The sequence below is a fragment of the Bosea vestrisii genome (assembly GCF_030144325.1).
GTDB lineage: Bacteria > Pseudomonadota > Alphaproteobacteria > Rhizobiales > Beijerinckiaceae > Allobosea > Allobosea vestrisii_A.
In genome coordinates, this window is sequence record NZ_CP126307.1 from 103,948 (window position 1) to 128,828 (window position 24,881).

The window sequence follows — 24,881 nt, forward strand, 5'->3', positions numbered from 1 at the left end:
GATCGATGGCAACCGAGACGCCAGCGCTCTTTCTCTCCCAGATCGAGCGCTATTACCCCCAATCCGACAGACCGCTCGAGGTGCTGCGCAAGGCCGATTTCGCGATCTGGCCAGGCGAGCTCGTGGCGCTGGTCGCGCCGAGCGGCACCGGCAAGTCGACCCTGTTGCACGTCGCCGGCCTGCTCGAGAGTCCGGACAGCGGTGAGGTCTTTATCGGCGGCGTGCCGACCTCGCAGCTCGACGACAAGGGCCTGACCCGGCTCCGGCGCACCGAGATCGGCTTCGTCTACCAGTTCCACCATCTCCTGTCGGAGTTCACGGCGCTGGAGAACGTTGTCCTGCCGCAACGCATCCGCGGCCTCGGCAAGGCCGAAGCGCAGTCGCGTGCGACCGAGCTTCTGAGCTTCCTCGGCCTCGGCGAGCGGCTCGACCATCTGCCGGGGGAACTCTCGGGCGGCGAACAGCAGCGCGTCGCCATCGGGCGCGCCGTCGCTAACGCTCCTCGGGTTCTGCTGGCCGACGAGCCAACCGGAAATCTCGACCCGCATACCGCGTTGCACGTCTTCAATACGTTGGTGGCGCTGGCGCGTGCTTCCGGGCTGGCTGCGCTGATTGCGACGCACAATCTTGACCTCGCCCGGCGCATGGACCGCCAGGTCACGATCCGCGACGGATTGGTGGTGCCGCTGACCTGAGCGTTTGGTTCAGCGGCCGCCGCGGTCGTAGCACTCGGCGAAATAGAGCATGAAGGCGTCGACCAGCCCGTCCTCGTAAGGCGCGGTCTTTGCCTCCCAGCGCGCGACATAGGCGTCCCAGAGCTTGCCCTTGCGCGAGGACAGCAGGCCTTCGATCCCGCGTCCGGCGTCGAGGCCTTCGGCGACGGCCTGCGGATCGAGATCCTCGACCAGCATGCGCAACGCGTGCTGCATGGCCGAATAGGTCTTGATCTGGTGGATCTTGAGGTCCTTGAAGCTCTCCTCGAACGCCTTTTGTGCGCTGAGATAGCCGCTCGTCGGCCGCCCGAAGATCAGCTTCAGCGCGTCCTCGATCGTCGGCGAGAACTTGAGCGGGTTATTGTCCTGCGCCTGGATCATCGTCTGGTTCGAGCTGCGGGCGATGCGCTTGCTCTCGGCACGCGCCGCCAGCAAGGCCTTCAACTCGATGGCGATCAGGCGCATCAGCGCGCCGGTCTGCTCGGCGAAGGCGCCGGGATCCTGCCATGACAATTCCTCGACCGGCAGGCCGGCGCCGCGCGCGAAGCGGGCGATGAACTCGGCCGGCGAGATTGCCGGGCCACCCATCGGAGCGCCTATCGGCGGAGGCGGAGGGGCGGGGCGCGATGGCGCCGGCTCATGCGGCGCATCGAAGCTCGGGCGTCCTTGCGGCGCCGCTTGAGCCTCGTTCCAGGGATCGCCATTGCCGCCTTGCGAAGGGGGCCGGCGCGGTTTCGGGATCGGCGCGATCGGCTCGGGCTCGGGAGCCGGAGGAGGCTGGTAGGGCGCCCAGGCGAGCTCGTCGGGCCGCGACGAGGGCGGCGGTGCGGCAGATTGTGGCGCGAAGGCCTGTGCGGGGTCTGCTGGTGTCGGGATATCGGCGGCCCAGTCGATGAAAGGCGCGTGCACCGGCTGGTATTTCTGGGGCGGGATCAGATCGCGCCGGGCCATCGGCGGCGCCTCGTCACCATTCGATTCCCACAGCGAATCGCCGGGGGGCGGCGGCATGGCCGATCGCTCGGCTGGGCCGGTCGATCCGCGCTCAGCTTCATCGATCGACACAGCGATGATGTAATGGCCGATCTCGAGGCGATCGCCGTGCTGCAGCCGGTAGGGCGACTGCACGCGATAAGCCCCGCCATTGACGAAGGTGCCGTTGGTCGAGATGTCGCGCAGCCAATAGGCGTTGTCGTTGAAGCGGACCTCGCAATGGCGGCCGGAGACGGCGCGGCTTGGGTCGGGCAGGCACCAGTCGAGATGCTGGTCGCGGCCGATGTCGAGCCCGCGCCCGCCGCTCAAGGTCACGCTCAGCGGGCCGCCATCGGGCAGCGAGGCCTGGTTCTCGATCGTCAGCGTCAGCGCCATGTCGGGCCGCCCGCCTTGCCGTCGCGGGACCCTGGCAGCCGTATTGGCGCCGGGGCCATGTTATGGTCTGGTCCTGCCGCTTTCGTCATCGAGCAGACGAATGCACGCTTCGACGCAATTTCGCAATGCGGCATCACGCTCGCGCTCGGGTACGCGCCCAAGCGCGGTTAACACCGCGATGCGCGCGGTCTTTGCCGTCAGGTCCGGAGGGCAGGGTATGGCATGGGTCGCAACCATACTCCCGCCGGAATAACCGGCCGCGAGCGCAACCCAGGTGCCCAGGCTGGCATGATGGCCGCTTTCCCCAAGGGCCAGAGCGGCCCGGCGGGTCTCGTCGGTCGGGTCACGAACCCATGCCTCGGCCGCTTTCAGACCAGGGTCGGGCGATGTTCCCGCCGGCTGCATGCGCTGGATGCTCTGTAGCGCCCACCAGACCGCCTCGCGACGCGGCATCAGGAAAGCGCAGAAACCGATCGCGTCCTTGTGATTGCCGGCCTGAGCGAGGCCACGCAGGAAGGTTAGTGGCGGCTCCGTGGTCGGCGCCGTATTGATAACCTGGCGCGCGGCGGGGAACGTCTCGAAGACTTCCCGCGCCGTACTGAAGCGAAGTTTCGACATCGCGGCCTCAGTTGATCTTGACGACGCCGCCGGTGATGACGGTCATGCCACCACCGTTGATTTCGGTCTTGGCTGTGCTCTTTATCGTGATCATCGGCGAGGAGATGGTGATGTCGGTCGGGGTCATCGTGATCTCACTCTCGCCGCAGACCAGCTTGATCTCCAGCGCCGCCTCGACATAGCGCTTGCCCTGTTTGACGTGCAGCTTGTCGCTGCCGCTCAGGATCTGCGTCGTGCGGGCAAAATCGGTCGGGCCGCCCTCGAAACTCTTGCCGACATCGCGGGTCTCGAGATTGAAGACCTCGGTCTTGTGGTCGCGCTCGGCCTGCATGGAGAAGACCTCCTTGCCGGCGAGATCCTCGAACTTGATCTCGTTGAACTTGCCCGATTTGCCGCCGCCATCGGTCGATTCCGACTTCAGCCCCGACTGGGTCTTGTTGGCGGGCAGATCATAGGGCGGCATGTGCTGGTCATTGACCACTGCGCCCGTGATGATCGGCCGGTCCGGATCACCGCCGATATAGGAGACGACGACCTCCTGTCCGATGCGCGGGATGATCTGCCCGCCCCAGTTCTTGCCCGACCAGGCCTGCGCGACGCGAACCCGACAGGAGGTCGACTCCTTTTCGCGGTCCCAATGGAAGCGCAGCCAGACGCAGCCATATTTGTCGACGTCGATGTCGCCTTCCTCGCCCTTGTTCTTCTCGCCCACCACTTTTGCCGTATCGGGACCGATCACGAGCGGCGAGGGGGTGACCAAGGGGGCGCGGAAGCGCTTGTCGGCCTTCTGCAACTCGTAGGAGCCGTGATAGATCGCCTCGTCCGAGCGCTTCGACGAACGATAGCTCTGCACGCCATAGGCATGCGTGGCGCGCACCACCAGATACTCGGCATTCTCGGCTCCGACCGCGTGATCGGTCAGCGTCATCAATGTGCCAGGGTTGAGGCTCGGGGCATCCCCCACGGCAAGGCGACGCTCGTCCTGGGCCTGTTCGGCCTGGGCCTGGATTCGGGCGAGTTTTTCGCCTTTGCCGCGCTCCAGATAGGCGCCCGGATAGTCGTAGGCCTCGTAAGCCTTGGTGCGGGGGAAACCTTCCTCGGCCCGGGCTGTCAGGTCGGAGGTCGATTTCTCGAAATCATAGTCCTTCAGCTCGACCTTGCCGGTGCGAAGTCGCCGTTGCGCCGACCATTGCGTCAAGTGCTCGATAGGGCGCCGCTGGCTCTTGTCCTTCGGCATGAACGGATAGGCGCTGCCGGCTCCTGCGAAGGTCGGCTCCGCGGCCGCGGTGACCGTGTCATGGGAGCCGCGGGCATCCGAGAGGATAAGCTTGTGATCGCCTTCGGTGTGCTGGAAGTAGTAGTAGATGCCGTACTTCTCCATCAAACGCAGGACGAAGTCGAGATCGCTCTCGCGATACTGCACGCAGTAATCGATCACCGGCGGCTTCTCGCTGACGCGGTCGCCGAAGCTCGCCTTGTCTTCCTTCCCGAAGATCAATTTGATGATGTCGATCGCGGTCTTGTTCTTGAAAATGCGGCAATCCGAGCGCTGCGAGAGCAGCCAGAGCCAAGGGCGCAGCACGAAGCGGTAATGGTCGAGATCATTCTCCCGGCCAAGCCATTGGGCCTCGATCAGAACACCGTTGAAGATCCGTTCCTTCCCGTTCTTCAGCGTCATTTTTACGGCGCATTTCTCGCCGATCAAGCTTTGCAGGTCGGCATTCGCAGTCGTGCACGTGGCATCGACCTGATAGACGAATAATTCGCTGAGAGCTTCCCGCGCCTCAAACTTGAGAAGCGAAAAGACATCTTGTCCTGCCGGCGTCGTAAAAGAGGCAAGTCTTTTCGTTTGTCCAAGGGCGGCGGGCATCAACCAGACCTCATGGTTTGCGACAAGAGACGACTATTGACGCAGCGATCGCTGCGAGTCATAATTTGCGCCGTCAATCTTCAACCGCCTCAGCGAACCTAAACAGGAGGAAGACCATGCGCAAGCAGGCCCTTGTCATGGTTAGTGCCGCTCTTGCCGCAGGCTTCTGCGCGCTGTCGCCTCTTTCGGCGCAGGCCCAAGCCTACAAGGCGGACGACATCGTCAAGCACTTTGGGCCCGCGACGCCCAATCTCGGCGTTTCGCGTGGCTTGTGTGTCGGCACCGAAGCCGAATGCAACAAGGCCGGCCATGTTGTGAAGCCGGCCAGCGCTTTCGACCTCATCGTCAAGTTCAAGTACAATTCTGACGTGCTCGAGTCTGAGGCGAAGGTGAATCTCGACGAGTTCGCCAAGGCGCTCAAGGACCCGCAGCTCGCGGCGAGCAGCTTCCTGGTCGAGGGGCATACCGACGCCAGCGGCACGGCTGATTACAATCTGAGCCTCTCGGAACGCCGGGCCAAGGCGGTCGTGCGCTATCTGAGCGATCGCGGCGTCGATACCGCCAAGCTCGTCCCGCGCGGTCTTGGTCAGAGCAAGCCCGTGGTCGCTGACAAGTTCTCTGCCGATAATCGCCGGGTCGAGACGCGGCTCCAAGTGGAATGACGGCTCGGCGGCCGGGTCCCGACATACTCGACGGACCGTGAGGGGGTATGGCTGCGCTCAATTTCGCTGATCTGGCGAAGCCGATTTCGCCCGACGATCCCTGCGGGCCCGATCCGGATGCCGAACCGGACTTCATGAATGTGTTGGCGCGCCTGGAAGTGGCGCTGCCTTCCTCTTATTTCCGTCGTGAGGACGATGGCCGGCAAGTTTCTTTCGACCGCAGCGCGATCGATTTTCCGGCAGCTTTCGGCGATCTCGGCAAGATTCTGAAGCAGAGCCGCGACCTGCGGGGCTTCGTGCTCGCCGGCAAGCTCTGCTTGCTCAACCGAGACATCCCCGGCTTTGCCGCCAGCCTCGGGCTGATCACGAGTTACCTCGGCGACTATTGGGAGGAAGTCCATCCCAGGGCCGAGGATGGCGACTTCATCATGCGCGAAGTCGCCCTGCAGGGGCTCGACGAGAACGCCACCATCGCCTTGCCGTTGCAGCACGCCCCGATCTTTACCAGCAAGCGGCTGGGGCCGGTGATGTTCCGTAGCCAGCTCATCGCCTTGGGCGAACTGCGTGCCAACGAGGACGAGCAGCATCCGGATGCCGGCGGTATCGCTGCCGCGCTGAAGGAAGCCGAGGTCTCCGACCTGACGGCGATGCTCGGTCACGTCACGTCTATCCGGGACGCGCTTCTGCGATTGCGGGCGATCTGGAGCGAGCGCCTCGGAGCCGATCAGGCGGTGACCTTCCCGCGCTTGGCGGGCCTTGTCGGACAGATCGTCACCTTCCTAGAGGCAGCGGTCGAGCGGCGCGCACCGGCCCTGCAAGCTGCAGTCGGCATAGAGACACCCGCCGGAGCCGGCGGCACGGTCATGGTCGCAGCAACCGCCATCCCGGCGGGGGCCTGTGCCTCCGTTGCCGAGGCGCAGGCTGCGCTAGCCGGGTGCCTTGCCTATTTCCGGCGGGTCGAGCCGTCGAGCCCGGCGGTGCTGCTGATCGGGCAGGCGCAACGCCTGGTCGGCAAGTCGCTCATCGAGGTCATCCAGATCATGTTCCCCGAGCACGTCGACAAGGCGATGCTCGAGATCGGTGACGAGACGAAATACCAGCTGCCGCTGGAGCGTCTCGGGGGCGACGGCTATGACAACAGCCGTGACGATAGCGGCGGCTATGACGATGACAGCAGCGACGACGATAGTGCCTCGTCCGGCGATGACGGGGATGCTGGCGTAGAGGACGAGCCAGCCGACGAATCTGGAGAGTCAGAGGCGGAGGCGTCGGAAAGCTCGGACGGCTGGGGAGAAGACGCGCCGCCGGAGGCCGAGGCCGAGCCGAAGAGGCCTGCAGCGGCTGCGGGTGTGCCCGCGATTGCCGTCGCAAGCCGTGCCGAAGCGGTCGCCCGGATGAAGTCGGTGGCTGCCTTCTACCGCCATGCCGAGCCGTCCAATCCCGTCCCGTTGCTGATGGACAAGGCCTGCGCACTGGCGCAGCAAGATTTTCTGTCGCTGCTGAGCGATATCCTCCCTGACGCCGGCATAAGGCAGAGCAGCGACGAATAGCGTCGCGCTGGCCCGGTGACGGACCGTCGCGTCTCATTCGTTCGGTGGATGCGGAGACCGTCATCCATCTGCAAAATTGGGCTGGCTGAACTCTTCCGCCGCCGATTCGTGCAGTTCGACGAGAACTGTCAAGCGATCGGCAAGTGTGTATGGTATAGCGAGCTGGATCGTTAGCGTGGTATCGCGCTGTCCTTGCGTGATGCCTCTAGAGGAAGGGGCGCCGACATGGCCGGAGATTCAGGGCAGAGGTTCATTCGCCGTAACAGGCCGCCGCGCGTCCACATCACCTATGAAGATCCGTACAATGCGGATCAGAAGATCGAGCTGCCCTTCGTGATGGGCGTCCTCGCCGATCTCTCGGGCAATGCTTCCGAGGTCGAGAAATCGGATATCGGCGAGCGCAAGTTCCTCGATGTCGACATGGATAATTTCGACACGCGCATGGCCGCAATCGCGCCGGGTGCCGCTTTCGCCGTGCCGAACAAGCTCGGCGGCGAAGGGGGGACAAGCTTTCCGTCTCGCTGAAGTTCAAGAAGTTCGACGACTTCAGCCCGGCTGCGATCGCCCGCCAGATTCCAGCAACAGCCAAGCTGCTGGAGGCTCGCGAGCAGCTCGCCAACCTCCTGCGCTACATGGACGGCAAGGTCGCGGCCAGCGACCAGCTCAAGGCTCTGTTGTCAGATCCAAATCTGATGGCGGCGCTGAAGGACAGGCTCGGCGAAAAGCCAGCTGAGGACAACAAGCAGGACGGCAACGGGTAAGCGAGGCGGCCATGGCGGAAGCACAGATTCAACAACCCGGCGCGGCGACTGGCGAAGTCCGCGAGGTCGACGACTTCTCGGCGCTCCTGAAGCAGAGCTTCAAGCCGAAGACCGAACGGGCGGCGAGCGAGGTCGAGAACGCGGTTGCGACCCTGGTCAACCAGGCGCTCGCTGACCAGACGCTGATCAAGGGCGATGTCCTCGACACGATCGAAGAGATGATCGCCAGGCTCGATGCCAAGCTCAGCGAGCAGATGAACGAGGTGCTGCATGCACCAGAGTTCCAGAAGCTCGAGAGCGCTTGGCGCGGCCTCAACTACCTCGTCTTCAACTCCGAGACCGACTCGCAGCTGAAGATCAAGGTGATGAATGTCGGCAAGAGCGAGCTTTACCGCAATCTGAAGACCTATCCCGGCGCCCGCTGGGATCAGAGCCCGCTCTTCAAGCAGATCTACGAGCAGGAATTCGGTCAGCTCGGCGGCCAGCCCTTCGGTGCCTTGGTCGGCGACTACCACTTCAGCCACGTCCCAGCGGATGTACAGCTGCTGCGTGATCTGTCGAAGGTTGCCTCCGCCGCCCATGCCCCACTCTTCACCGGCGCCGATCCGACGCTGATGGGCATGGACTCCTGGACGGAGCTCTCTAATCCGCGTGATCTCGGCAAGGTCTTCGACACGCCGGATTATGCGGCCTGGAAAGGCCTGCGCGATGCAGCCGATTCCCGCTATGTCGGGCTGTGCCTGCCGCGGGTGCTCGCGCGGGTTCCCTATGGGGCGAAGTCGGAGCCGGTCGAGGAGTTCGCCTTCGAGGAGGACACCGACGGTCACAAGGGCGAGAAGTATGCTTGGATGAACGCCGCCTATGCGATGGCGGTCAACATCAACCGGGCCTTCAAGGAGTATGGCTGGTGCACCCGTATCCGCGGCGTCCAGTCGGGCGGCGAGGTGCTGAACCTGCCGACCCACACCTTCCCGACGGATGACGGTGGCGTCGACCTGAAGTGCCCGACCGAGATCGCGATCAGCGATCGCCGCGAGGCGGAACTGGCCAAATCCGGCCTGATCCCGCTGATCCATCGCAAGAACACGGACAAGGCCGCGTTCATCGGTGCGCAGTCGCTCTACAAGCCCAAGGCCTTCTTCGGGCCCGACGGCGTCGCGGCGACCGCCTCCGACAATCTGTCGTCGCGCCTGCCCTACATGTTCGCCGTGTCGCGCTTTGCGCATTATCTGAAGTGCATGGTGCGCGACAAGGTCGGCTCCTACAAGGAGCGCGAACCCCTGCGTCGCTGGCTGCAGGAGTGGATCACCGAGTATGTCGACGGCGATCCGCTGAACTCCAGCGAGGAGACGAAGGCGCGCAAGCCCCTGTCCGAAGCGCGCATCGACGTCTTCGAGGACGAGGAGAACCCCGGCTATTACTCGGCCAAGTTCTACCTCCGGCCGCATTTCCAGCTCGAGGGCATGGATATCGGTCTGAGTCTCGTCTCGCGCCTGCCGGCGCCGAAGGCCTGAGACCCGGGCGCGCCTTCAGCGCGCAGGACCCCCAGGACGATAGTTGGCCCTGCGCATGACGCGCAGGGAGAGTGGCGACGCATGGGGGAGCTCTCCAGGCGACGCGAGTTCTATGCCCAAATCACCCTGAAACAGCCAACCATTGGAGAGCACCATGGCCAGCGACTTTCTCTTAGAGATCGACGGCGTCAAAGGCGAAAGCCAGGATTCCAAGCACAAGGAGACGATCGAGATCGAATCGTTCTCCTGGGGCGTCAGCAACTCCGGCACGCATGCGGCCGGACATGGCGGCGGCGCCGGCAAGGCGAGCTTCCAGGATCTGCACTGCACGGCCAATGTCAGCAAGGCTTCGCCCGTGCTGATGCTGAAATGCGCCACCGGCGACCACATCAAGAAGGCCGTGCTCTTCGTCCGCAAGCAGGGCAAGGAGCAGCAGGAGTTCTACAAGGTCACGCTCGAGGACCTGCTGGTGTCGAGCTATCAGTCCGGAGACAGCACCGGCGGCAACCCGGTTCCGACCGACCAGTTCTCGCTGAATTTCTCCAAGGTCAAGTTCGAGTACAAGGTCCAGAACAAGGACGGCTCGCTCGGCGCGACCTCGACCGGCACCTGGAACCTCAAGGAAAACAAGGAATAAGATGCCAATACGATCGGGCTCGCTTCGGCGAGCCCGATCGGGGCACCTGCGGCGCCGCCTTCCCCGGCTTCGCCGACCCTGTCAGGTTCTGAACGGACTCCTTGCGACCGCGGCAGCGATCGCCGGGAGTCCATCCTTTGAGTGATGGCTCGCGGGAACATGCCGATGCTCGATCCCAAGGCGAAGAACCGGCTGCGGCCCCCGCTGATGTTCGCCTTCCGCGAGGCGCATCGCAGCAAGGACGCGAAGGTCCATCTCGATCTGCGCGACGCAGGTGGCGAGCGGGTCGTCGCTGGTCGCCGCGCGGCGCCGCGGGCCGCGATCACTGAGAGCAAGCTGCGCCAGGAGATCGCCATCGACCTCGAGGCCCTGGTCAACACGATCAACTTCGGCTCTTCGGTCGATCTTTCGCAGCTCGAGCACGTCCGCCGCTCGGTGCTCAACCACGGTTTTCCGGATGTCCAGAACAAGTCGATCGACGAATACCGGATCGGCTCCATCAAGGACGAGCTGGCGCAGGTCCTGCTTGCTTATGAGCCCCGCCTGCTCAAGCGGTCGATCATGGTCGAGCGCGACGAGGGTCTCGACAAGGCGGAGCTGAAGATCCGCTTCATCGTGCGCGCCGATCTGAACTGCGAGCCGCTCAACGTTCCGGTACAGTTCGTCGCCGACGTCGAGCTCGACACCGGCAAGATCGCGATCAAGAACCGATAGCGCCTCATGAACCAGGAATTCCTCGACTTCTACAATCGCGAACTCCGGCTCTTCACCGAGCATACGAAGGAATTTGCCGAGGAGTATCCGGGGATCGCGGAACGGCTCGGCGGGCTGGTCGGCGAGCGCATGGATCCGATGGTCGGCGGCCTGCTCGAAGGCGCTGCCTTCCTCGCCGCGCGGGTCCAGCTCAAGCTCAAGCACGAGTTCCCGGAGTTCACCAACAATCTCCTGGAACAGCTCATCCCGAACTACCTGGCGCCGACGCCGTCGGCGCTTCTTGCCGGAATTGCGCCGATCTACGGCGACCCGGCCCTGCGCGATGGCGTCGAGGTGCCTCGTGGCTCCTATCTCGACGCAACTTACGTCGAGCGCGACCGGCGGGTCGCCTGCCGCTATCGGCTGGGCTCGGCGGTGACGCTGTGGCCGTTCGACGTGGCCTCGGCGGAGTACATCGCTGCGCCGGGACCGCTGCAGGCACTGGGCCTGCCAGTCGATGGACAAGTGCTCTCCGGCCTGCGTCTGTCGCTGACGCACCGTATCGCCGCCGATCCAGCGGAAGAGCCGTCGCCGGACGAGGCCAAGAAACTGCCGGCGAGCTGGTTCGCTGGTTGCAAGACCCGCGAGCTCACAGTGCATCTGCTCGGCACCGAGGCGGATGCGATCGCCCTCTACGAGCAGATCTTTGGTGACCGCCTCGGTGTCTATTTCCGTTATCTCGACGAGTTCGGCGATCCCGTCGTGCTGTCGGCGGCGGAGTGCGGCGTCGAACAGATCGGCTTCGACGAGGACGACGCGCTGCTGCCGGCCGATACGCGAATCTTCCGCGGGTTCGACCTGTTGCGCGAACAGTTCTGGTTTCCGCGCAAGTTCCTCGGCTTCAGGCTGACCGGCCTCGACAAGGTGATGTCACGCCTCAAGGCCAAGACGATCGACGTGATCTTCGTCTTCGACGAGGTCAATACGCGCCTGCCGGCCGCAGTGCAGCGCCAGATGTTCGCCCTCTATGCCGCGCCGGCGGTGAACTTGTTCGAGAAGACCACCGATCGCATGCCGGTGCGCAAGAACGAGCACGAATATCATGTCGTGCCCGATCGCAGCCGCATGCTCGATTACGAGCCGCATTCGATCCTCGAGGTCTATGCGCATTACACCGGCGGGCGCGACAAGCAGCCGGTTCACCCGCTCTATTCCTCACCCGAGGGCGCCTCGCCGACGCAGGGCCTGCTCTATACGCACCGGCGCCTGCCGCGCCGCCGCTCGACCGGCGAACGGCGCGAGGGCAGGGCGTCCGACTATACCGGCACCGAGATATTTATCTCGCTCTACGAGCCGGCGACAGTCTCCGATGCTGCCTCCGTCGCCGAGCTCAGCGTTCGGGCGCTCTGCTCCAACCGCCACCTCACCGAGCATCTTCCGACCGGCACCGGTGGCGCCGATTTCCGCTTGATCGACAATGTCGTGCTCGACGTGGCCTGCCTCGCCGGCCCGACGCCGCCGCGCGAGCCGATCGTCTCGCAGCTCAGGCTGCGTTCCGAGATGGCGAGCACCGGCGTGGTGGCCTGGCGGCTGATCAACCTGCTCAGCCTCAACCATCTCGGCCTCGTCCAGCGTGGCGCCGGCGAGAATGCCGAGGCGTTGCGCGAGATGCTCTCGCTCTTCGCCGACCTTGCCGACAGCGCCACCGAGCGCCGTATCCGCGGCATCAAAAGCGTCGACAGCCGCCCCGTGATCAGGCGCTTCCCGCAGCGCGCCGGGACAGGTGCCGCGCGTGGGCTCGAGATCACCGTCCTGCTCGACGAGAAGGCCTTCGAGGGCAGCGGCGTCTTCCTGCTCGGCGCCGTGCTCGATCGCTTCTTCGCGGAATACGCGGCGATGAACCACTTCACCCAGACCGTGATCCGCACGGTCGAGCGCGGCGAGGTGATGCGCGGTCCGCCGCGTGCCGGCACGAGGCGCATCCTGTGAACAAGACCGCGCCATCCCTGCCGGAGCCGGCTGCGCTCGATGTGCTGCGTGTCGAGCCGCCTTTCGTCGAGGGGTTGCAGGCGGAGCCCTGGCGCCATGATTTTTATGCGGTGCTGCGCCGGATCGAGCGCAGCTTCCCGGAGCGCGAGCGTATCGGGGACGTCGCGGCGCGGCGCGACGAATACATCGCGCTCGGCGAGCAGCCGTATATGGATTTCCCGGCCTCGACCTTCGCCGAGGTAGATCGCGATCTACAGGGGCGGCTGCGGCTCTTCGTCAAATTCCTCGGCCTGCTCGGCCCCCAGGGCGCGTTGCCTTTGGCGACGACCGAGGAAAGCTATCACTGGCAACTGGTCCGCGACGACGCCTTCCCGCGCTTCCTCGACATCTTCAACAACCGGTTCCTGCAGCTCTTCTACCGGGCCTGGGCCGATTCCCGGCCGATCGCGCAGCATGACCGGCCCGACAGGGATCGTTTCGTCGCCTATGTCGGCAGCATGGTCGGCTTGGGTTCGAAGCCCTATCAGAACCGCGACAGCGTCCCCGACCCGGAGAAGCTGGCCCATGCCGGGCTCGCCGGTGCGCAGGCCAAGTCAGCCTCGCGCCTGCGCAGCCTGCTCGCCGGCCTCTTTGATATCGAGGTCGAGGTCGAGCAGTTTGTCGGCATGCGGCTGGTCTTCGATCCGGAGGACAGGACCAAGCTCGGCCGCGGACAGTGCAGCCTCGGCAGCAATGTCCTGCTCGGCGCCAGCGTCTACAGCGTCGAGGACAAATTCCGGGTCAAGCTCGTCGCGCGCGATCTCGATCAGTTCAACCGCTTCCTGCCGAATGGCGATCGTTGCGAGCCTTTGGCCGATGCGGTGTTCTTCTATCTCGGCGAACAGTTCGAATGGGATGTCGAGCTCGCTTTGCCGGTCGGCAAGGTCAGGCCGATGCAGCTCGGCCGCTTCGGCGCGCTCGGCTGGTCGAGCTGGGTCTCGCCGAACTGGGACGTACCGGACGGCAGTCTGCGCCGCGATGCCCGCTTCCATCCCGCCGAACGCATGCGGCTGAAGCGCAGCCAGCAGATACAGAACCGACGATAAGACAGAACCGACGATAAGGAGGCAGTTATGGCCGATATCAGTCTTGAAGCCGTCACCGGCAAACTCAACCGCGTCGGCTATGAGGCCTTCATCCAGGCGCTGCGCCAGGCCAAGGGCGCCGGCAACCGCAATGTCGAGCTGGCTCACTGGCTTGCCCAGATCCTGCAGCGACGCTCCACCGATATCGGGCTGACCGCCCAGCATTACGGCCTCGACATGGCCCGGCTTGCCACCGATATCGGCGGGGTCATCGAGGGCTTCCGCAAGAACGAAACCGAGATGCCCGGCGTCGCCAACAACGTCGTCGATGTGCTCGACCGCGGCTGGCACTACGCCACGCTGTTCTTCGGCGAGACCCAGATCAGGACTGGTCATGTTCTGGTCGCGGCGCTGAAATCGCTCGAGCTCAAGCGGGCACTGACCGCGATCTCGAAGGAGTTCGGCAAGATCCCGGTCGAGGAGCTCGCGGCCGGCCACACCAAGATCTGGAAGGACTCCGAAGAGGAGAACCTGCGGCCGATGGACGGCTCGGGCCTGCGTGCCGCAGGCACGCCCGGCGCCGAGCAGGCTGAGGGCGCCAAGGGCACGACGGCGCTCGACCGCTTCTCGCAGGACCTGACCGAGAAGGCGCGCGCGGGCACGATGGACCCGATCCTCGGCCGCGACGACGAGATCCGCCAGGTCATCGACGTGCTGATGCGCCGGCGCCAGAACAACCCGATCCTCACTGGTGAGGCCGGCGTCGGCAAGACAGCGATCGCCGAGGGCTTCGCCCAGCGCATCGTCGCCGGCGACGTGCCGCCGCCTTTGCGCGGGGTCAAGGTCTGCACCCTCGACATCGGCTTGATGCAGGCCGGCGCCTCGATGAAGGGCGAGTTCGAGCAGCGCTTGCGCTCGGTGATCGACGAGGTCCAGTCCTCCCCGACGCCGGTGATCCTGTTCATCGATGAGGCCCATACGCTGATCGGCGCCGGCGGCGCTGCCGGCACGGGCGATGCCGCCAACCTGCTCAAGCCGGCGCTGGCCCGCGGCACGCTGCGGACGATCGCGGCGACGACCTGGTCGGAGTACCGCCAGTATTTCGAGAAGGACCCGGCCCTGACCCGGCGTTTCCAGCCGGTGCAGGTCGACGAGCCCGATGTTGCGCGCTGCTGCACCATGCTGCGCGGCCTGATCGGGCCGATGGAGAAGCACCACAAGGTGCGCATCTCCGACGCCGCCATCGTCGCCGCCGTTCAGCTCTCCTCGCGCTACATTCCGGCCCGTCAGCTTCCCGACAAGGCGGTGAGCCTGCTCGATACCGCCTGCGCCCGCGTCGCGATCAGCCAAACCGCGACGCCGGCTGCGATCGAGGATGCCCGCGTCGCGATTTCGGCGTTGGAGAAGGAGAAGGTGGCGCTGATTGCCGACAAGGATCTCGGCGACGCCACCGATGAGCGCCTCGGCAAGATCGACGAGGAGAGCGCCGAGCTCCAGGCGAAGCTCGAGTCGCTGGAAGCGGATTGGGCTTCCGAGCTCGCGCTCGTCGAGGAGATCACGCTGCTGCGCGGCAGGCTCGGCGAGAAGCCGGCGGGCGAAGCGCCCGCAGCCGATGGTGAAGCGCCGGCCGAGACCGCTCCGGCTGAAGCGCCAGTCGATCCGGAAGCGACGCGCGCCAGTTTGAAGGACAAATTCACCACGCTTGGCGCGATCGATCCGGCCAACCGGATGATCTACGCCCATGTCGACGAGCAATCGGTTGCTTCAGTCGTCTCCGACTGGACCGGGATTCCGGTCGGCCGCATGGTCAAGGACGAGATCGAGACCGTGCTCAACCTCGCCGCGACGTTGAACAAGCGCGTCGTCGGGCAGGGACATGGCATCGGCATGATCGCCAAGCGGATCGAGACCAACCGCGCCAAGCTCGACAATCCGAACAAGCCGATCGGCGTGTTCATGCTCTGCGGTCCGTCCGGCGTCGGCAAGACCGAGACGGCGCTGGCGCTGGCGGAATCGCTCTATGGCGGCGAGCAGAACGTCATCACCATCAATATGAGCGAGTTCCAGGAGGCGCACACCGTCTCGACGCTGAAGGGCGCGCCTCCCGGCTATGTTGGCTATGGCGAGGGTGGCAGGCTGACCGAGGCGGTGCGCCGCAAGCCCTATTCGGTCGTGCTGCTCGACGAGGTCGAGAAGGCCCACCCCGACGTGCACGAGCTGTTCTTCCAGGTCTTCGACAAGGGCCAGATGGAGGACGGCACCGGCCGACGCATCGACTTCAAGAACACGCTGATCATCCTGACCTCGAATGTCGGCACTGACGAGATCATGCGCATGGCCGGCGACGAAAGCAGCCGTCCCGACGTCGAGCAACTGGCGGTCGCGCTCAGGCCGGCGCTGCTCAAGGTCTTCCCGCCGGCGCTGATCGGCCGCCTCGTCACGATCCCCTATTATCCGCTCTCCGGCGAGATGCTGGGCGGCATCGTGCGCCTCCAGCTCGGCCGCATCGGCAAGCGCCTGCGCGACAACCACAACGCCGCCTTCATCTATGACGACGCCGTGGTCGAGCACATCGTCGCCCAGTGCAACGACCCGGATTCGGGCGGGCGCATGATCGACAACATCATCACCAATTCGATGCTGCCGGCGCTCTCGCGCAGCATCCTCAACCTGCAACTGGAGAAGAAGCCGCTGACCGAGGCGAAGGTCACGGTCGAGGACGGCGCCTTCCATTACGCCTGCAACTGACGGAGCGGTGCGATCGTCATTGCGAGCGAAGCGAAGCGAAGCAATCCAGGGGGACGTGGAGCTCCGCCGTCCCTGGATTGCTTCGTCGCTATGCTCCTCGCAATGACGGATACCGTCATCGCTAGCCAGCAATGTCGCTGACGGCCTTTGTTTGAGCTATACTTGCGCTGCGGGATCGGAACGGAAACAGAAACGTGCAACCGGTTCGCCTCAAGCGGCGGTCTGACGAGGCTGCCATCCCAACCTCTCTCCAGCCGGAGAGCGAGGCGCCGCGCCGTCCGCGCCGTGGTGGCGGCAGGCCCGGGTCAGGGCGCGGCGGCCTGCTGCCCTGGTCGCTGGCGGTGTTGGCGATCATCGGTGCGGGCGTTACCGGCTATTTCCTCTACGAGGAGAAGGGCCGCGTCGCCTCCCTGCAGCAGGAGCAGGCGATCCTGCAGAGCAGCTATGACGAGAAGCTCAAGGCGCTGCAGCGCCGCCTCGTCAGTGCGATCGTCGCGTCCGGCAGTTCGCCCGGCCTGCCGGCGCAGCCGGGCCAGCCTGCCGCAACCGGGCGGGCGGGTGATCAGCTCGCCGACTTGATCACCCGGCAGATCGAGCTCGAGGCCCGCCAGGCCTTGCTCGGCGCGCTCACCGGCCAGGCGGTCGGCCCGATCCTGCCGCAAGGCGGTGCGCAAGCGCCGGGCGGCAATCAATTCGCCGACGGGCAGAACGTCCTCGACCGCGTCAATCCCGCCATCCTCGCGCAGCAGCGCCGGCTGGTCGCAGCGACGGTCAAGGCGGGCGAGACCATGTCGCTCGACCAGCGCATCACCATACTCGGCCAATCGCTCGACCGGGTGCAGACCGGCCAGAGCCAGCAGCTCTCGGCGCTCGGCCGCCAACTCGTCGGGCGCGTGCAGGAGGTGAGGGCGGCGCTGGCGGAGGTCGGGCTCGACCCTGCCAAGGTCAAGCTACCGCCGGGGCGCCCCGGCATGGGCGGGCCGCTGATACCGATGACGGTGACGCTGAAGGCAGGCACCTTCGAGCATGCGTTGATGCAGCTGGGCGAGGCGCGCTCCGTCTTCGGCCGCTGGCGCGATCTTGCGGCCATCGTGCCGTTCCAGCGCCCGCTTGAAGGCGACGACAGCACGACCAGCAATTTCGGCCCGCGCTCCGATCCGTTCACCGGCGGCACGGCGATGCATGCCGGCATGGACTTCCGTGGCGAGACCGGCACGCCGGTGCGCGCCCGGGGGCGGGCAAGGTACTGCGCGCTGAGGTTGCCGGCGGCTATGGCAACCTCATCGAGCTCGACCATGGCAATGGCCTCACCACGCGTTACGGCCACCTCTCGGCTTTCGACGTCAAGGAAGGACAGCTCGTTGCGGCAGGACAGGTCATCGGCCGCGTCGGCTCGACGGGCCGCTCGACCGGCCCGCATCTGCACTATGAGACAAGGCTGTCGGACGAGGCGCGCAATCCGCTGAAGTTCATCCAGCTCGGTGACAAGCTCGCGGTCGGGCCGAGCGGCCTGCGCTGACCCTTCCGGCTCGGCATCTACGCAACGACCTGCCAAGCGCTTCCGGTGTCGTAGAAGAAGCGCTCTTCGACGATGCGGTCGCCCTGCCAGCGCTGGAAGGCGAGTTCCTCAAGGCGGCGCGTGACGCCGGTCTTGTCGGTTGCATCAAAGATCCAGCGGACGACGACATGATCGCCGTCGACGAGCACCGCGACGGGCGGGTGCGTGTGCATCTCGTTCAGTCTCGCCAAGGCGCGCGCCTCATGCGCCATCAACGCCTCGCGGCCGCGGCGCGGTTCGTTGGCGTTCTCCTGCATCGTCGCATCATCGGTGTAGAAATCGCGGATTGCGCCGACATGATCGCCGCTGACGACAGCGGCGATGAAGGCATCCACTCTGGCGCGGTCAGGCATAGTTATCTCCATCTCGTCAGGTCGAGATGGAGCTGGGAAGCCGCGTTTTCAACGGCTACGCGTATCCGCCTCAACCGCGGCGCTGATGGGGGAGCGCCGGGCTTGATCGGCGTTTGCGGAGACACGGGATCGCTCGCGGGAAAGGTGCCCTCAAGCGCCTTGTCGAGCTGGCTCTTGGCCGCGCCACCTGCCTTCTTCTCGTCCGCGCGCTGCTTGCGCTGCTCCTGGCGCAAGCTCTCAACCGCCTGGTTCGCGGAATTGACCATTAGAATCCCCTGTTTCCCTGCAGGACTGGCCTGCGTCTCCCGTCAACGCGGGCGGGGAAGCGAAAGTTCCTGTCCCAAGGGCTACTCGAAGGGATGTTCGGGGGAAGAAGCGCTACCGTTGGGAAGGATTTTCTCCATCAGCCTCGAAATACGAAAATTCACGCTACCTGATGTAAATTGATTGAGCGCCATTCAAGTTATATGTGGATTGTTCGATTTACAGAACGCCCGAATGATCGGTTTGGAACGGTGACGACAGGGCGCGGGTGCCGCTGAGCGGTTCGCGTCGGCGTTGCCCGAGTAGAGCAAGCACATGTTCGAGTTGCAGGAACAGGCCGGAAACCTCAATGCTGCGTTCGGAACGGCGGATGCCGCCGAACGCCTTGCGGGACTGGTGCGGCAGGTTGCAGGGCGCCTCGTCTTCACCACCAGCTTCGGCCTCGAGGACCAGGTCGTCACCCATCTGATCGCGACGCAGGCGTTGCCGATCGAGATCGTCACGCTCGACACCGGCCGGCTCTTCGGCGAGGTCCATGCGCTCTGGGCGGAGACCGAAGAGCGCTACGGTATTGCGATCAAGCCATTCTATCCGCGGCATGATGCTGTCGAGGCTTTCGTCCTCGGCCACGGCATCAACGGCTTCTACAATTCGATCGAGGCCCGCAAGGCCTGCTGCAACGTCCGCAAGGTCGAGCCACTCGGCCGCGCGCTCGCCGGCGCTGCCGCCTGGATCACTGGACTTCGGGCCGACCAATCGGCCGCGCGCGGCGGTGTCGCGCTCGCCGAATTCGACCGCGAGCGCGATCTGGTCAAGGTCAATCCGCTGCTCGACTGGTCGCGCGACGAGGCCCTGGCCTTCGCCCGCAAGAACGACGTCCCGCTGAACCCGTTGCACGAGCAGGGTTTTCTCTCGATCGGTTGCCAGCCCTGCACCCGCGCCATCGCGCCGGGCGAGCCGGAGCGGGCCGGGCGCTGGTGGTGGGAAGACGAGGCCGCCAAGGAATGCGGCCTGCATGTCGGTCCGGATGGCCGGCTGGTGCGGTCCAAGCCGGCCGCGGAGGTTGTGGCGTGATCCAGCTCAGTCATCTGCAGAAGCTCGAAGCCGAGGCGATCTTCATCATCCGCGAGGTCGTCGCGACCTGCGAGAAGCCGGTGCTGCTCTATTCGATCGGCAAGGACTCCGCCGTCCTGCTGCATCTCGTCATGAAGGCCTTCTATCCCGGCAAGCCACCTTTCCCGCTGCTCCATGTCGATACGACCTGGAAGTTCAGGGATATGATCGCTTTCCGCGACCAGACCGCCAGCCGGCTCGGGCTCGACCTGATCGTGCACATCAACGAGGAGGGCGTGCGCGCCGGCGTGAACCCGTTCGCCTCCGGCTCGCGCCTGCATACCGACGTGATGAAGACGCAAGGGCTGAAGCAGGCTCTCGACAAGCATGGCTTTGATGCGGCCTTCGGCGGCGCGCGTCGCGACGAGGAGAAGAGCCGGGCCAAGGAACGGGTGTTCTCGCTGCGCTCCGAGCAGCATCGCTGGGACCCCAAGAACCAGCGGCCGGAGCCCTGGCGGCTGTTCAACACGCGCAAGGCGCCGGGTGAGAGCTTCCGCGTCTTCCCGCTCTCCAATTGGACCGAGAAGGACGTCTGGGACTACATCGCGCTCGAGAACATCCCCGTCGTGCCGCTCTATTTCGCCGCGCCGCGCCCGGTCGTGCGTCGCAACGGCGCCTGGATTATGCGTGACGACGAGCGCATGGAGCTCCTGCCCGGCGAGGTGGTTGAGACGAAGCAGGTCCGCTTCCGTACGCTCGGCTGCTACCCGCTGACCGGCGCGGTCGAGAGCGAGGCGGCGAACCTCACCGACATCATCACTGAGATGCGCACGTCGCGTTCTTCGGAACGCGAGGGGCGCGTCATCGACCATGACGGCTCCGGCTCGATGGAACAGAAGAAGCAGGAAGGCTATTTCTGATGGCGGCGCTCGCGAAGTTGAAGGGCCAGCCCGCTCCGGCTGGCCAGCCGCATCCCGCCAATGACCAGGGCCAGAACACCGAGGGCAGTGCCCGCGCTTTGTTGCGCTTCATCACCTGCGGCTCGGTCGACGACGGCAAGTCGACGCTGATCGGACGCATACTCTACGAGGCCGGCGCAGTCTTCGACGACCAGCTCACGGCGCTCGACAGCGATTCCCGCAAATTCGGCACGCAAGGCGCGGCGCCGGACTTCGCGCTGCTGGTCGACGGGCTCTCGGCCGAGCGCGAGCAGGGCATCACCATCGATGTCGCCTATCGCTATTTCTCGACCGACGCTCGCAGCTTCATTGTCGCGGACACCCCCGGCCACGAGCAGTACACCCGCAACATGGCGACCGGCGCATCGACCGCCGACCTCGCCATTATCCTGATCGACGCCCGCAAGGGCCTGCTGCCGCAGACGCGCCGGCACTCCTTCATCGTCTCGCTGGTCGGTGTCAGGCACGTCGTCGTCGCCGTCAACAAGATGGACCTGGTCGGCTATGACGAGGCGGTCTACCGGCAGATCGAACAGGATTACCGCAAGGCGGTCGCGGGCTTAGGCTTCGCCAGCATCGATTTCGTCCCGGTCTCGGCCCGTGACGGCGAGAACGTCACCAGCCTTTCTGGCCTGATGCCCTGGTATCGCGGGCCGGCGCTGCTGCCCTTGCTGGAATCCGTCGTGGTCGTCGCCGAGGCTGAGGTCGAGGCTGGCTTCGCCTTGCCGGTGCAGTGGGTCAACCGGCCCGATCTCGACTTCCGCGGCTTTGCCGGCACGGTCGCGCAAGGGCGCTTGCGCGTCGGGGATGCGGTCGCGGCGCTGCCGTCGGGCCGACGCAGCACGATTGCGCGCATCCTCGCGCCGTCCGGCGACGTCTCGCAGGCGGGCGCCGGCCAGTCGGTGACCGTCACGCTTGCCGACGAGATCGATGTCTCCCGTGGCGACGTCATCGCCTCGCTCACGCACGCGCCCACGGCGCAACAGGAGCTGCGGGCGCGCCTGCTCTGGACCGGCGAGGCGGCGCTGCGCGAAGGCGGCGAGTTCATCCTCAAGCTTGCCACGTCGACCGCTAACGCCCAGATCGTCCGGCTGCATCACAGCGTCGATATCGAGAGCTATGCCGAAACGCCGGCCGAGAGCCTGGCGATGAACGGAATCGGGTTGGCGACGTTGAAGCTCGACCGGCCGCTCGCAGTGCTCGACTATGCCCGCAGCCGTGAGCTTGGCGGTTTCATCCTGATCGACAGGCTCAGCAACCAGACGGTCGCCTTCGGCTTCGTCGAGATCCGCACGGCTCAGGACAAGGTTCGTTCGGTCACCGAGGCGGGGGCTGCTGGCCGTGCCGTTCTGCGTCTCGTCGGCTGGCGTGGTGCGCAGGAACGCCGCGCCTGGTTCGAGGCGATGAGCTGGCGCCTGGCGTCCGGATTGTTCGTCTTCGCCGCCGTGGCGCTGCCGACGGGGCAGTGGGCCCTCGCAGCTGCTCTCGGGGTGGGCGATGTAGTGCTGCGGCCGCTGTTGAAGGGCCTGCATGCCAGACTATGGGCGAGGAGGGCTCCGCCGGCGCTCTATGACGGGGCGGGGATCTAAGAGCGGGATCTGAAGAGCGCCGGACGGCCTTCTGCCGGCCCGGCGTTGCGCAAGCGGTGACTTAAGCCGCCTGGGAATAGGTCGCGCCAGCGGGAGCTCGTGCCCCGAGCTGGTAGGTCTGGCCATAGGCTTCGGACGCGCCGCTGACTTCCGGCGACGGTGGCGGAGGCGGCCGGTGCGAGGCACGCTCCTCCATCTGCTTCTTGAAGTCGTCCATCTCCTTCTTGGAGATCTTGCCGTCCTGATCCGCGTCCATCGCGGCGAAGAGGCGGCTGAGCAGGCCGTTCGAGCCGTCGCCATCGGGGGCGACCGCCCTCAGGAATTCTTCCTTGGCGACGCTGCCATCGGAATCGGAGTCGAGCTTGGCGAAGTAGTTCTTGTCGTCGCCGTCCTTGGCGTCGGCCTTGGTCGCCGTCGTGGCGCTGGCCGTATCCGACTGGAGCATCAGCAGGAGGGCCTGCATCTGCTGGTCGGCCTTCTCGAACTTCGCCTTGAAGGCGTCCGATTCCGCCTTGCTGACCGACCCATCCTGGTCGGCGTCCATCGCCTTGAACAGCTTCTCGGTTTTCTTGCTGTCGGCGCCCTTCGGCGCGCCGGCGGCAAATTCATCGAGGTTGAGTATCCCGTCACTGTTGCCGTCGAGCTTGTCGAAGCTCGGTGGTTTTCCGGGCGGTGGCGGGCGAAAGCCCCCAACGCCGCCGATGCTTGTCATGCGATACTCCTGGTTACGCACCGCCCGGGAATGGGCAGCGCCTTCGAGTATCGTGGGTAATTCTTGGTAAATTCCTAGCGGCTTGGAAACCCTACCGGGCCGAATGCTCAGCCCGCCAGTACAGCCGTCGCTTCGATCTCGACCATTGCCTCGGGCTCGACCAATGCCGCGACCGCGACCACCGCCATGGCCGGGAAATGCCGGCCGAAATTGGCGCGGTAGGCCGGGCCGAGCTCGGAAAGGCTGCTGCGATAGGCCTCGATGTCGGTGACATACCAGGTCAGCCGCACGATGTCCTCGACCTGTCCGCCGCCGGCCTCGACAACCGCCTTGATATTGGCGAGCGTCTGGCCGACCTGCGCGACGAAGTCCTTGGCGAAGACGCCCTGGGCGTCCCAGCCGACGAGGCCGCCGGTCATCAGCACCGTGCCTTCGGCGACCATGCCGTTGGCATAGCCGCGCGGCTGCGGCCAGCCTTCGGGCAGGACGGCGCGGGCGCGGCGCGAAGCGGGATCGGAGGGCGGCATGCCGCTGGTCATGGCGTGGTCTTTCTCAAAAACACTCAGGAGGCTGCGGCCGCTTCCTGGCGGGCGATCTCGCGCAGGGCAAAACGTTGCAGCTTCCCGGTAGGGGTCTTCGGCAGGGTTGTCACGAAGGCGATGGCGCGCGGATACTTGTAAGGCGCGATCGCCGCCTTGACGTGGTCTTGAAGCGCCTTAGCCAATGCAGCATCACCGTTGAAGCCATCGCGCAGCAGCACATAGGCCTTCACGATCTGGCCGCGCTCCGGGCAGGGGGCGCCGACAACGCCGCATTCGGCCACCGCCTCATGCGTCAGCAGGCAGGCTTCGACTTCCGGCCCGGCAATGTTGTAGCCGGCCGAGATGATCATGTCGTCGGAGCGGGCCTGGTACCAGAAATACCCATCGGCATCGCGCAGATAGGTGTCGCCGGTGACGTTCCAGCCGTCGAGGATGTATTTGGCCTGGCGCGGGTCGGCGAGATAGCGGCAGCCGGTCGGTCCGCGCACGGCGAGGCGCCCGGGCGTGCCGTCCGGCACCTCCTTGCCGTCCTCGTCGACGATCTTCGCTTCGTAGCCCGGCACCGGCAGGCCTGTCGCCCCGGGCCGGATCGTCTCGCGGGGCGCGCCGATGAAGATGTGCAGCATCTCGGTCGCGCCGATCCCGTCCATCAATGGCAGCCCGGTCGCTTCCTGCCAGGCGTCGAAGGTCGCCTTCGGCAATGCCTCGCCGGCCGAGACGCAGATGCGCAGCGAGGAGAGGTCGCGCTCGCCGAGCTTGCCGAGCATGGCGCGATAGGCGGTCGGCGCGGTGAAGCAGACGGTGGCACGATGGCGCTCGATCGCCTCGGCGAGATCGGGCGGCGCGACCTTGGCCGGCAGCACGCAGGCGGCGCCGATCCGCAACGGAAACAGCACGATGCCGCCGAGCCCGAAGGTGAAGGCGAGCGGCGGTGAGCCGATGAAGCGGTCTTCCGGCGCGGCCTTGAGGACGCGCGCGCCATAGGCATCGCAGATCGCCAGCAGGTCGCGCTGGAAATGCATGGTGCCCTTGGGCTCGCCGGTGGTGCCCGAGGTGAAGGCGATCAGACAGACATCGTCCTGCGCCGTGTCAGCCGGCTCGAAAAGCTCGTAGCCGGCTTTCACCATCAGGCCTTCTAGCGCGCCATCTCCCCATGTCACAATGGTCGAGAGTTCCGGCGCAAGAGTTTGAGCTGCCTTGAGTTCGTCGACTAATGATGCGTCGCAGAGCGCCAGCCCGATCTTCGCCTTGCGGATCGGATAGGCGATCTCACCGGCACGCAGCATCGGCATGGTCGCGACCACGACGCCGCCGGCCTTCAGCACCGCGAAATAGGTCGCGACCATCATCGGCGTGTTGGCGGCGCGCAGCAGCACGCGATTGCCCGGCACCATGCCAAGATCGCGGGTCAGCACATTGGCGATGCGGTTCACGGTGTCGGCGAGCGCCTGATAGCTCCAGATATCGCTCGGTCCGATCACCGCATCGCGCGCGCCGTGCCCCTCGGCGACATGGCGATCGACGAATTCGGTGACGACGTTGAGCCGCTCGGGATAGCTCAGCTCGGCGGCTGCAAGGTCGAGGCGCGGCCAGCTTTCGCGCGGCGGCAGGTTGTCCCGCGCGAACATGTCCACATGTCCCGACCGCATGAGATCTGCGGTACCCAT

Annotated in this window: 21 protein-coding genes and 1 pseudogene; 14 read left to right on the forward strand and 8 right to left on the reverse strand. The window is 65.4% G+C overall.

Annotated features, from left to right (window positions below):
* Nucleotides 1–5: 5 nt before the first annotated feature.
* Entirely contained in the window at nucleotides 6–695 is a 690-nt protein-coding gene (locus QO058_RS00500) for an ABC transporter ATP-binding protein (protein ID WP_284169812.1), read from the forward strand.
* Between the two features lie 9 nt (nucleotides 696–704).
* Here the strand turns inward: QO058_RS00500 and tagH are convergent, their stop codons facing one another.
* The 3 genes from tagH to QO058_RS00515 are packed head-to-tail and all read right to left on the reverse strand — an operon-like array spanning nucleotide 705 to nucleotide 4,566.
* On the reverse strand, nucleotides 705–2,078 hold the full coding sequence (gene tagH, locus QO058_RS00505) for a type VI secretion system-associated FHA domain protein TagH (protein WP_284169813.1): 1,374 nt from the start codon (nucleotides 2,076–2,078) through the stop codon (nucleotides 705–707).
* 60 nt (nucleotides 2,079–2,138) lie between these two features.
* Nucleotides 2,139–2,696 carry a DUF6931 family protein gene (locus tag QO058_RS00510; protein ID WP_284169814.1) on the reverse strand — a complete coding sequence of 186 codons (558 nt, stop codon included), beginning with the start codon at nucleotides 2,694–2,696 and terminating at the stop codon, nucleotides 2,139–2,141.
* A gap of 7 nt (nucleotides 2,697–2,703) precedes the next feature.
* The gene (locus QO058_RS00515; protein WP_284169815.1) at nucleotides 2,704–4,566 is read right to left on the reverse strand and encodes a type VI secretion system Vgr family protein; all 1,863 of its coding nucleotides are present in this window, start codon (nucleotides 4,564–4,566) and stop codon (nucleotides 2,704–2,706) included.
* 116 nt (nucleotides 4,567–4,682) lie between these two features.
* Between QO058_RS00515 and QO058_RS00520 the strand changes: the two genes are divergently transcribed.
* The 10 genes and pseudogenes from QO058_RS00520 to QO058_RS31300 all read left to right on the forward strand — a co-directional run bounded on the left by QO058_RS00520 (nucleotide 4,683) and on the right by QO058_RS31300 (nucleotide 17,703).
* Nucleotides 4,683–5,228, forward strand: a complete 546-nt coding sequence (locus QO058_RS00520) for an OmpA family protein (RefSeq protein WP_284169816.1) — start codon at nucleotides 4,683–4,685, stop codon at nucleotides 5,226–5,228.
* A gap of 47 nt (nucleotides 5,229–5,275) precedes the next feature.
* Complete coding sequence (locus QO058_RS00525) at nucleotides 5,276–6,778, forward strand: type VI secretion system protein TssA (protein ID WP_284169817.1); 1,503 nt, start codon at nucleotides 5,276–5,278, stop codon at nucleotides 6,776–6,778.
* Between the two features lie 225 nt (nucleotides 6,779–7,003).
* A pseudogene (tssB, locus tag QO058_RS00530) lies at nucleotides 7,004–7,539 on the forward strand (type VI secretion system contractile sheath small subunit).
* 11 nt (nucleotides 7,540–7,550) lie between these two features.
* A complete protein-coding gene (tssC, locus tag QO058_RS00535; RefSeq protein ID WP_284169818.1) occupies nucleotides 7,551–9,053 on the forward strand; it encodes a type VI secretion system contractile sheath large subunit in 1,503 nt (500 codons plus the stop codon).
* Between the two features lie 154 nt (nucleotides 9,054–9,207).
* Nucleotides 9,208–9,690 (forward strand): Hcp family type VI secretion system effector, encoded by a 483-nt coding sequence (locus QO058_RS00540; RefSeq protein WP_284169819.1) that lies wholly within the window; start codon nucleotides 9,208–9,210, stop codon nucleotides 9,688–9,690.
* A 165-nt stretch (nucleotides 9,691–9,855) separates the two neighbouring features.
* Nucleotides 9,856–10,404, forward strand: coding sequence for a type VI secretion system baseplate subunit TssE (locus QO058_RS00545; protein ID WP_284169820.1), 549 nt, complete (start codon nucleotides 9,856–9,858; stop codon nucleotides 10,402–10,404).
* A 6-nt stretch (nucleotides 10,405–10,410) separates the two neighbouring features.
* Complete coding sequence (gene tssF / locus QO058_RS00550; protein WP_284169821.1) at nucleotides 10,411–12,372, forward strand: type VI secretion system baseplate subunit TssF; 1,962 nt, start codon at nucleotides 10,411–10,413, stop codon at nucleotides 12,370–12,372.
* Nucleotides 12,369–13,457 carry a type VI secretion system baseplate subunit TssG gene (gene tssG, locus QO058_RS00555; protein WP_347975622.1) on the forward strand — a complete coding sequence of 363 codons (1,089 nt, stop codon included), beginning with the start codon at nucleotides 12,369–12,371 and terminating at the stop codon, nucleotides 13,455–13,457. The genes tssF and tssG overlap by 4 nt, the downstream gene beginning before the upstream one ends.
* Before the next feature lie 27 nt (nucleotides 13,458–13,484).
* A complete protein-coding gene (gene tssH / locus QO058_RS00560; RefSeq protein ID WP_284169822.1) occupies nucleotides 13,485–16,184 on the forward strand; it encodes a type VI secretion system ATPase TssH in 2,700 nt (899 codons plus the stop codon).
* Nucleotides 16,185–17,466: 1,282 nt separating this feature from the next.
* Nucleotides 17,467–17,703 carry a M23 family metallopeptidase gene (locus QO058_RS31300; RefSeq protein ID WP_432212087.1) on the forward strand — a complete coding sequence of 79 codons (237 nt, stop codon included), beginning with the start codon at nucleotides 17,467–17,469 and terminating at the stop codon, nucleotides 17,701–17,703.
* 17 nt (nucleotides 17,704–17,720) lie between these two features.
* Here the strand turns inward: QO058_RS31300 and QO058_RS00570 are convergent, their stop codons facing one another.
* Together QO058_RS00570 and QO058_RS00575 are read right to left on the reverse strand one after the other, a co-directional pair.
* Nucleotides 17,721–18,095, reverse strand: a complete 375-nt coding sequence (locus QO058_RS00570) for a nuclear transport factor 2 family protein (protein WP_284169824.1) — start codon at nucleotides 18,093–18,095, stop codon at nucleotides 17,721–17,723.
* A 2-nt stretch (nucleotides 18,096–18,097) separates the two neighbouring features.
* Complete coding sequence (locus QO058_RS00575) at nucleotides 18,098–18,361, reverse strand: hypothetical protein (RefSeq protein ID WP_284169825.1); 264 nt, start codon at nucleotides 18,359–18,361, stop codon at nucleotides 18,098–18,100.
* A gap of 313 nt (nucleotides 18,362–18,674) precedes the next feature.
* On the opposite strand from QO058_RS00575, the gene QO058_RS00580 reads away from it, so the two are divergent.
* From QO058_RS00580 to cysN, 3 genes are read left to right on the forward strand one after another with little or no spacing between them, the layout of a single operon-like run.
* Nucleotides 18,675–19,433, forward strand: coding sequence for a phosphoadenylyl-sulfate reductase (locus QO058_RS00580; protein ID WP_284169826.1), 759 nt, complete (start codon nucleotides 18,675–18,677; stop codon nucleotides 19,431–19,433).
* Nucleotides 19,430–20,332, forward strand: coding sequence for a sulfate adenylyltransferase subunit CysD (cysD, locus tag QO058_RS00585; RefSeq protein ID WP_284169827.1), 903 nt, complete (start codon nucleotides 19,430–19,432; stop codon nucleotides 20,330–20,332). Before QO058_RS00580 ends, cysD begins: the two co-directional genes overlap by 4 nt.
* Nucleotides 20,332–21,960, forward strand: a complete 1,629-nt coding sequence (cysN, locus tag QO058_RS00590) for a sulfate adenylyltransferase subunit CysN (protein WP_284169828.1) — start codon at nucleotides 20,332–20,334, stop codon at nucleotides 21,958–21,960. The genes cysD and cysN overlap by 1 nt, the downstream gene beginning before the upstream one ends.
* Before the next feature lie 61 nt (nucleotides 21,961–22,021).
* On the opposite strand, the gene QO058_RS00595 is transcribed toward cysN, so the two are convergent.
* The 3 genes from QO058_RS00595 to QO058_RS00605 form a co-directional block, all read right to left on the reverse strand.
* Nucleotides 22,022–22,672, reverse strand: a complete 651-nt coding sequence (locus tag QO058_RS00595) for an EF-hand domain-containing protein (protein WP_284169829.1) — start codon at nucleotides 22,670–22,672, stop codon at nucleotides 22,022–22,024.
* Between the two features lie 107 nt (nucleotides 22,673–22,779).
* Nucleotides 22,780–23,211: a RidA family protein gene (locus QO058_RS00600; protein WP_284169830.1), complete on the reverse strand. Its 432-nt coding sequence runs from the start codon at nucleotides 23,209–23,211 to the stop codon at nucleotides 22,780–22,782.
* 23 nt (nucleotides 23,212–23,234) lie between these two features.
* Entirely contained in the window at nucleotides 23,235–24,881 is a 1,647-nt protein-coding gene (locus tag QO058_RS00605) for an AMP-binding protein (RefSeq protein ID WP_284169831.1), read from the reverse strand.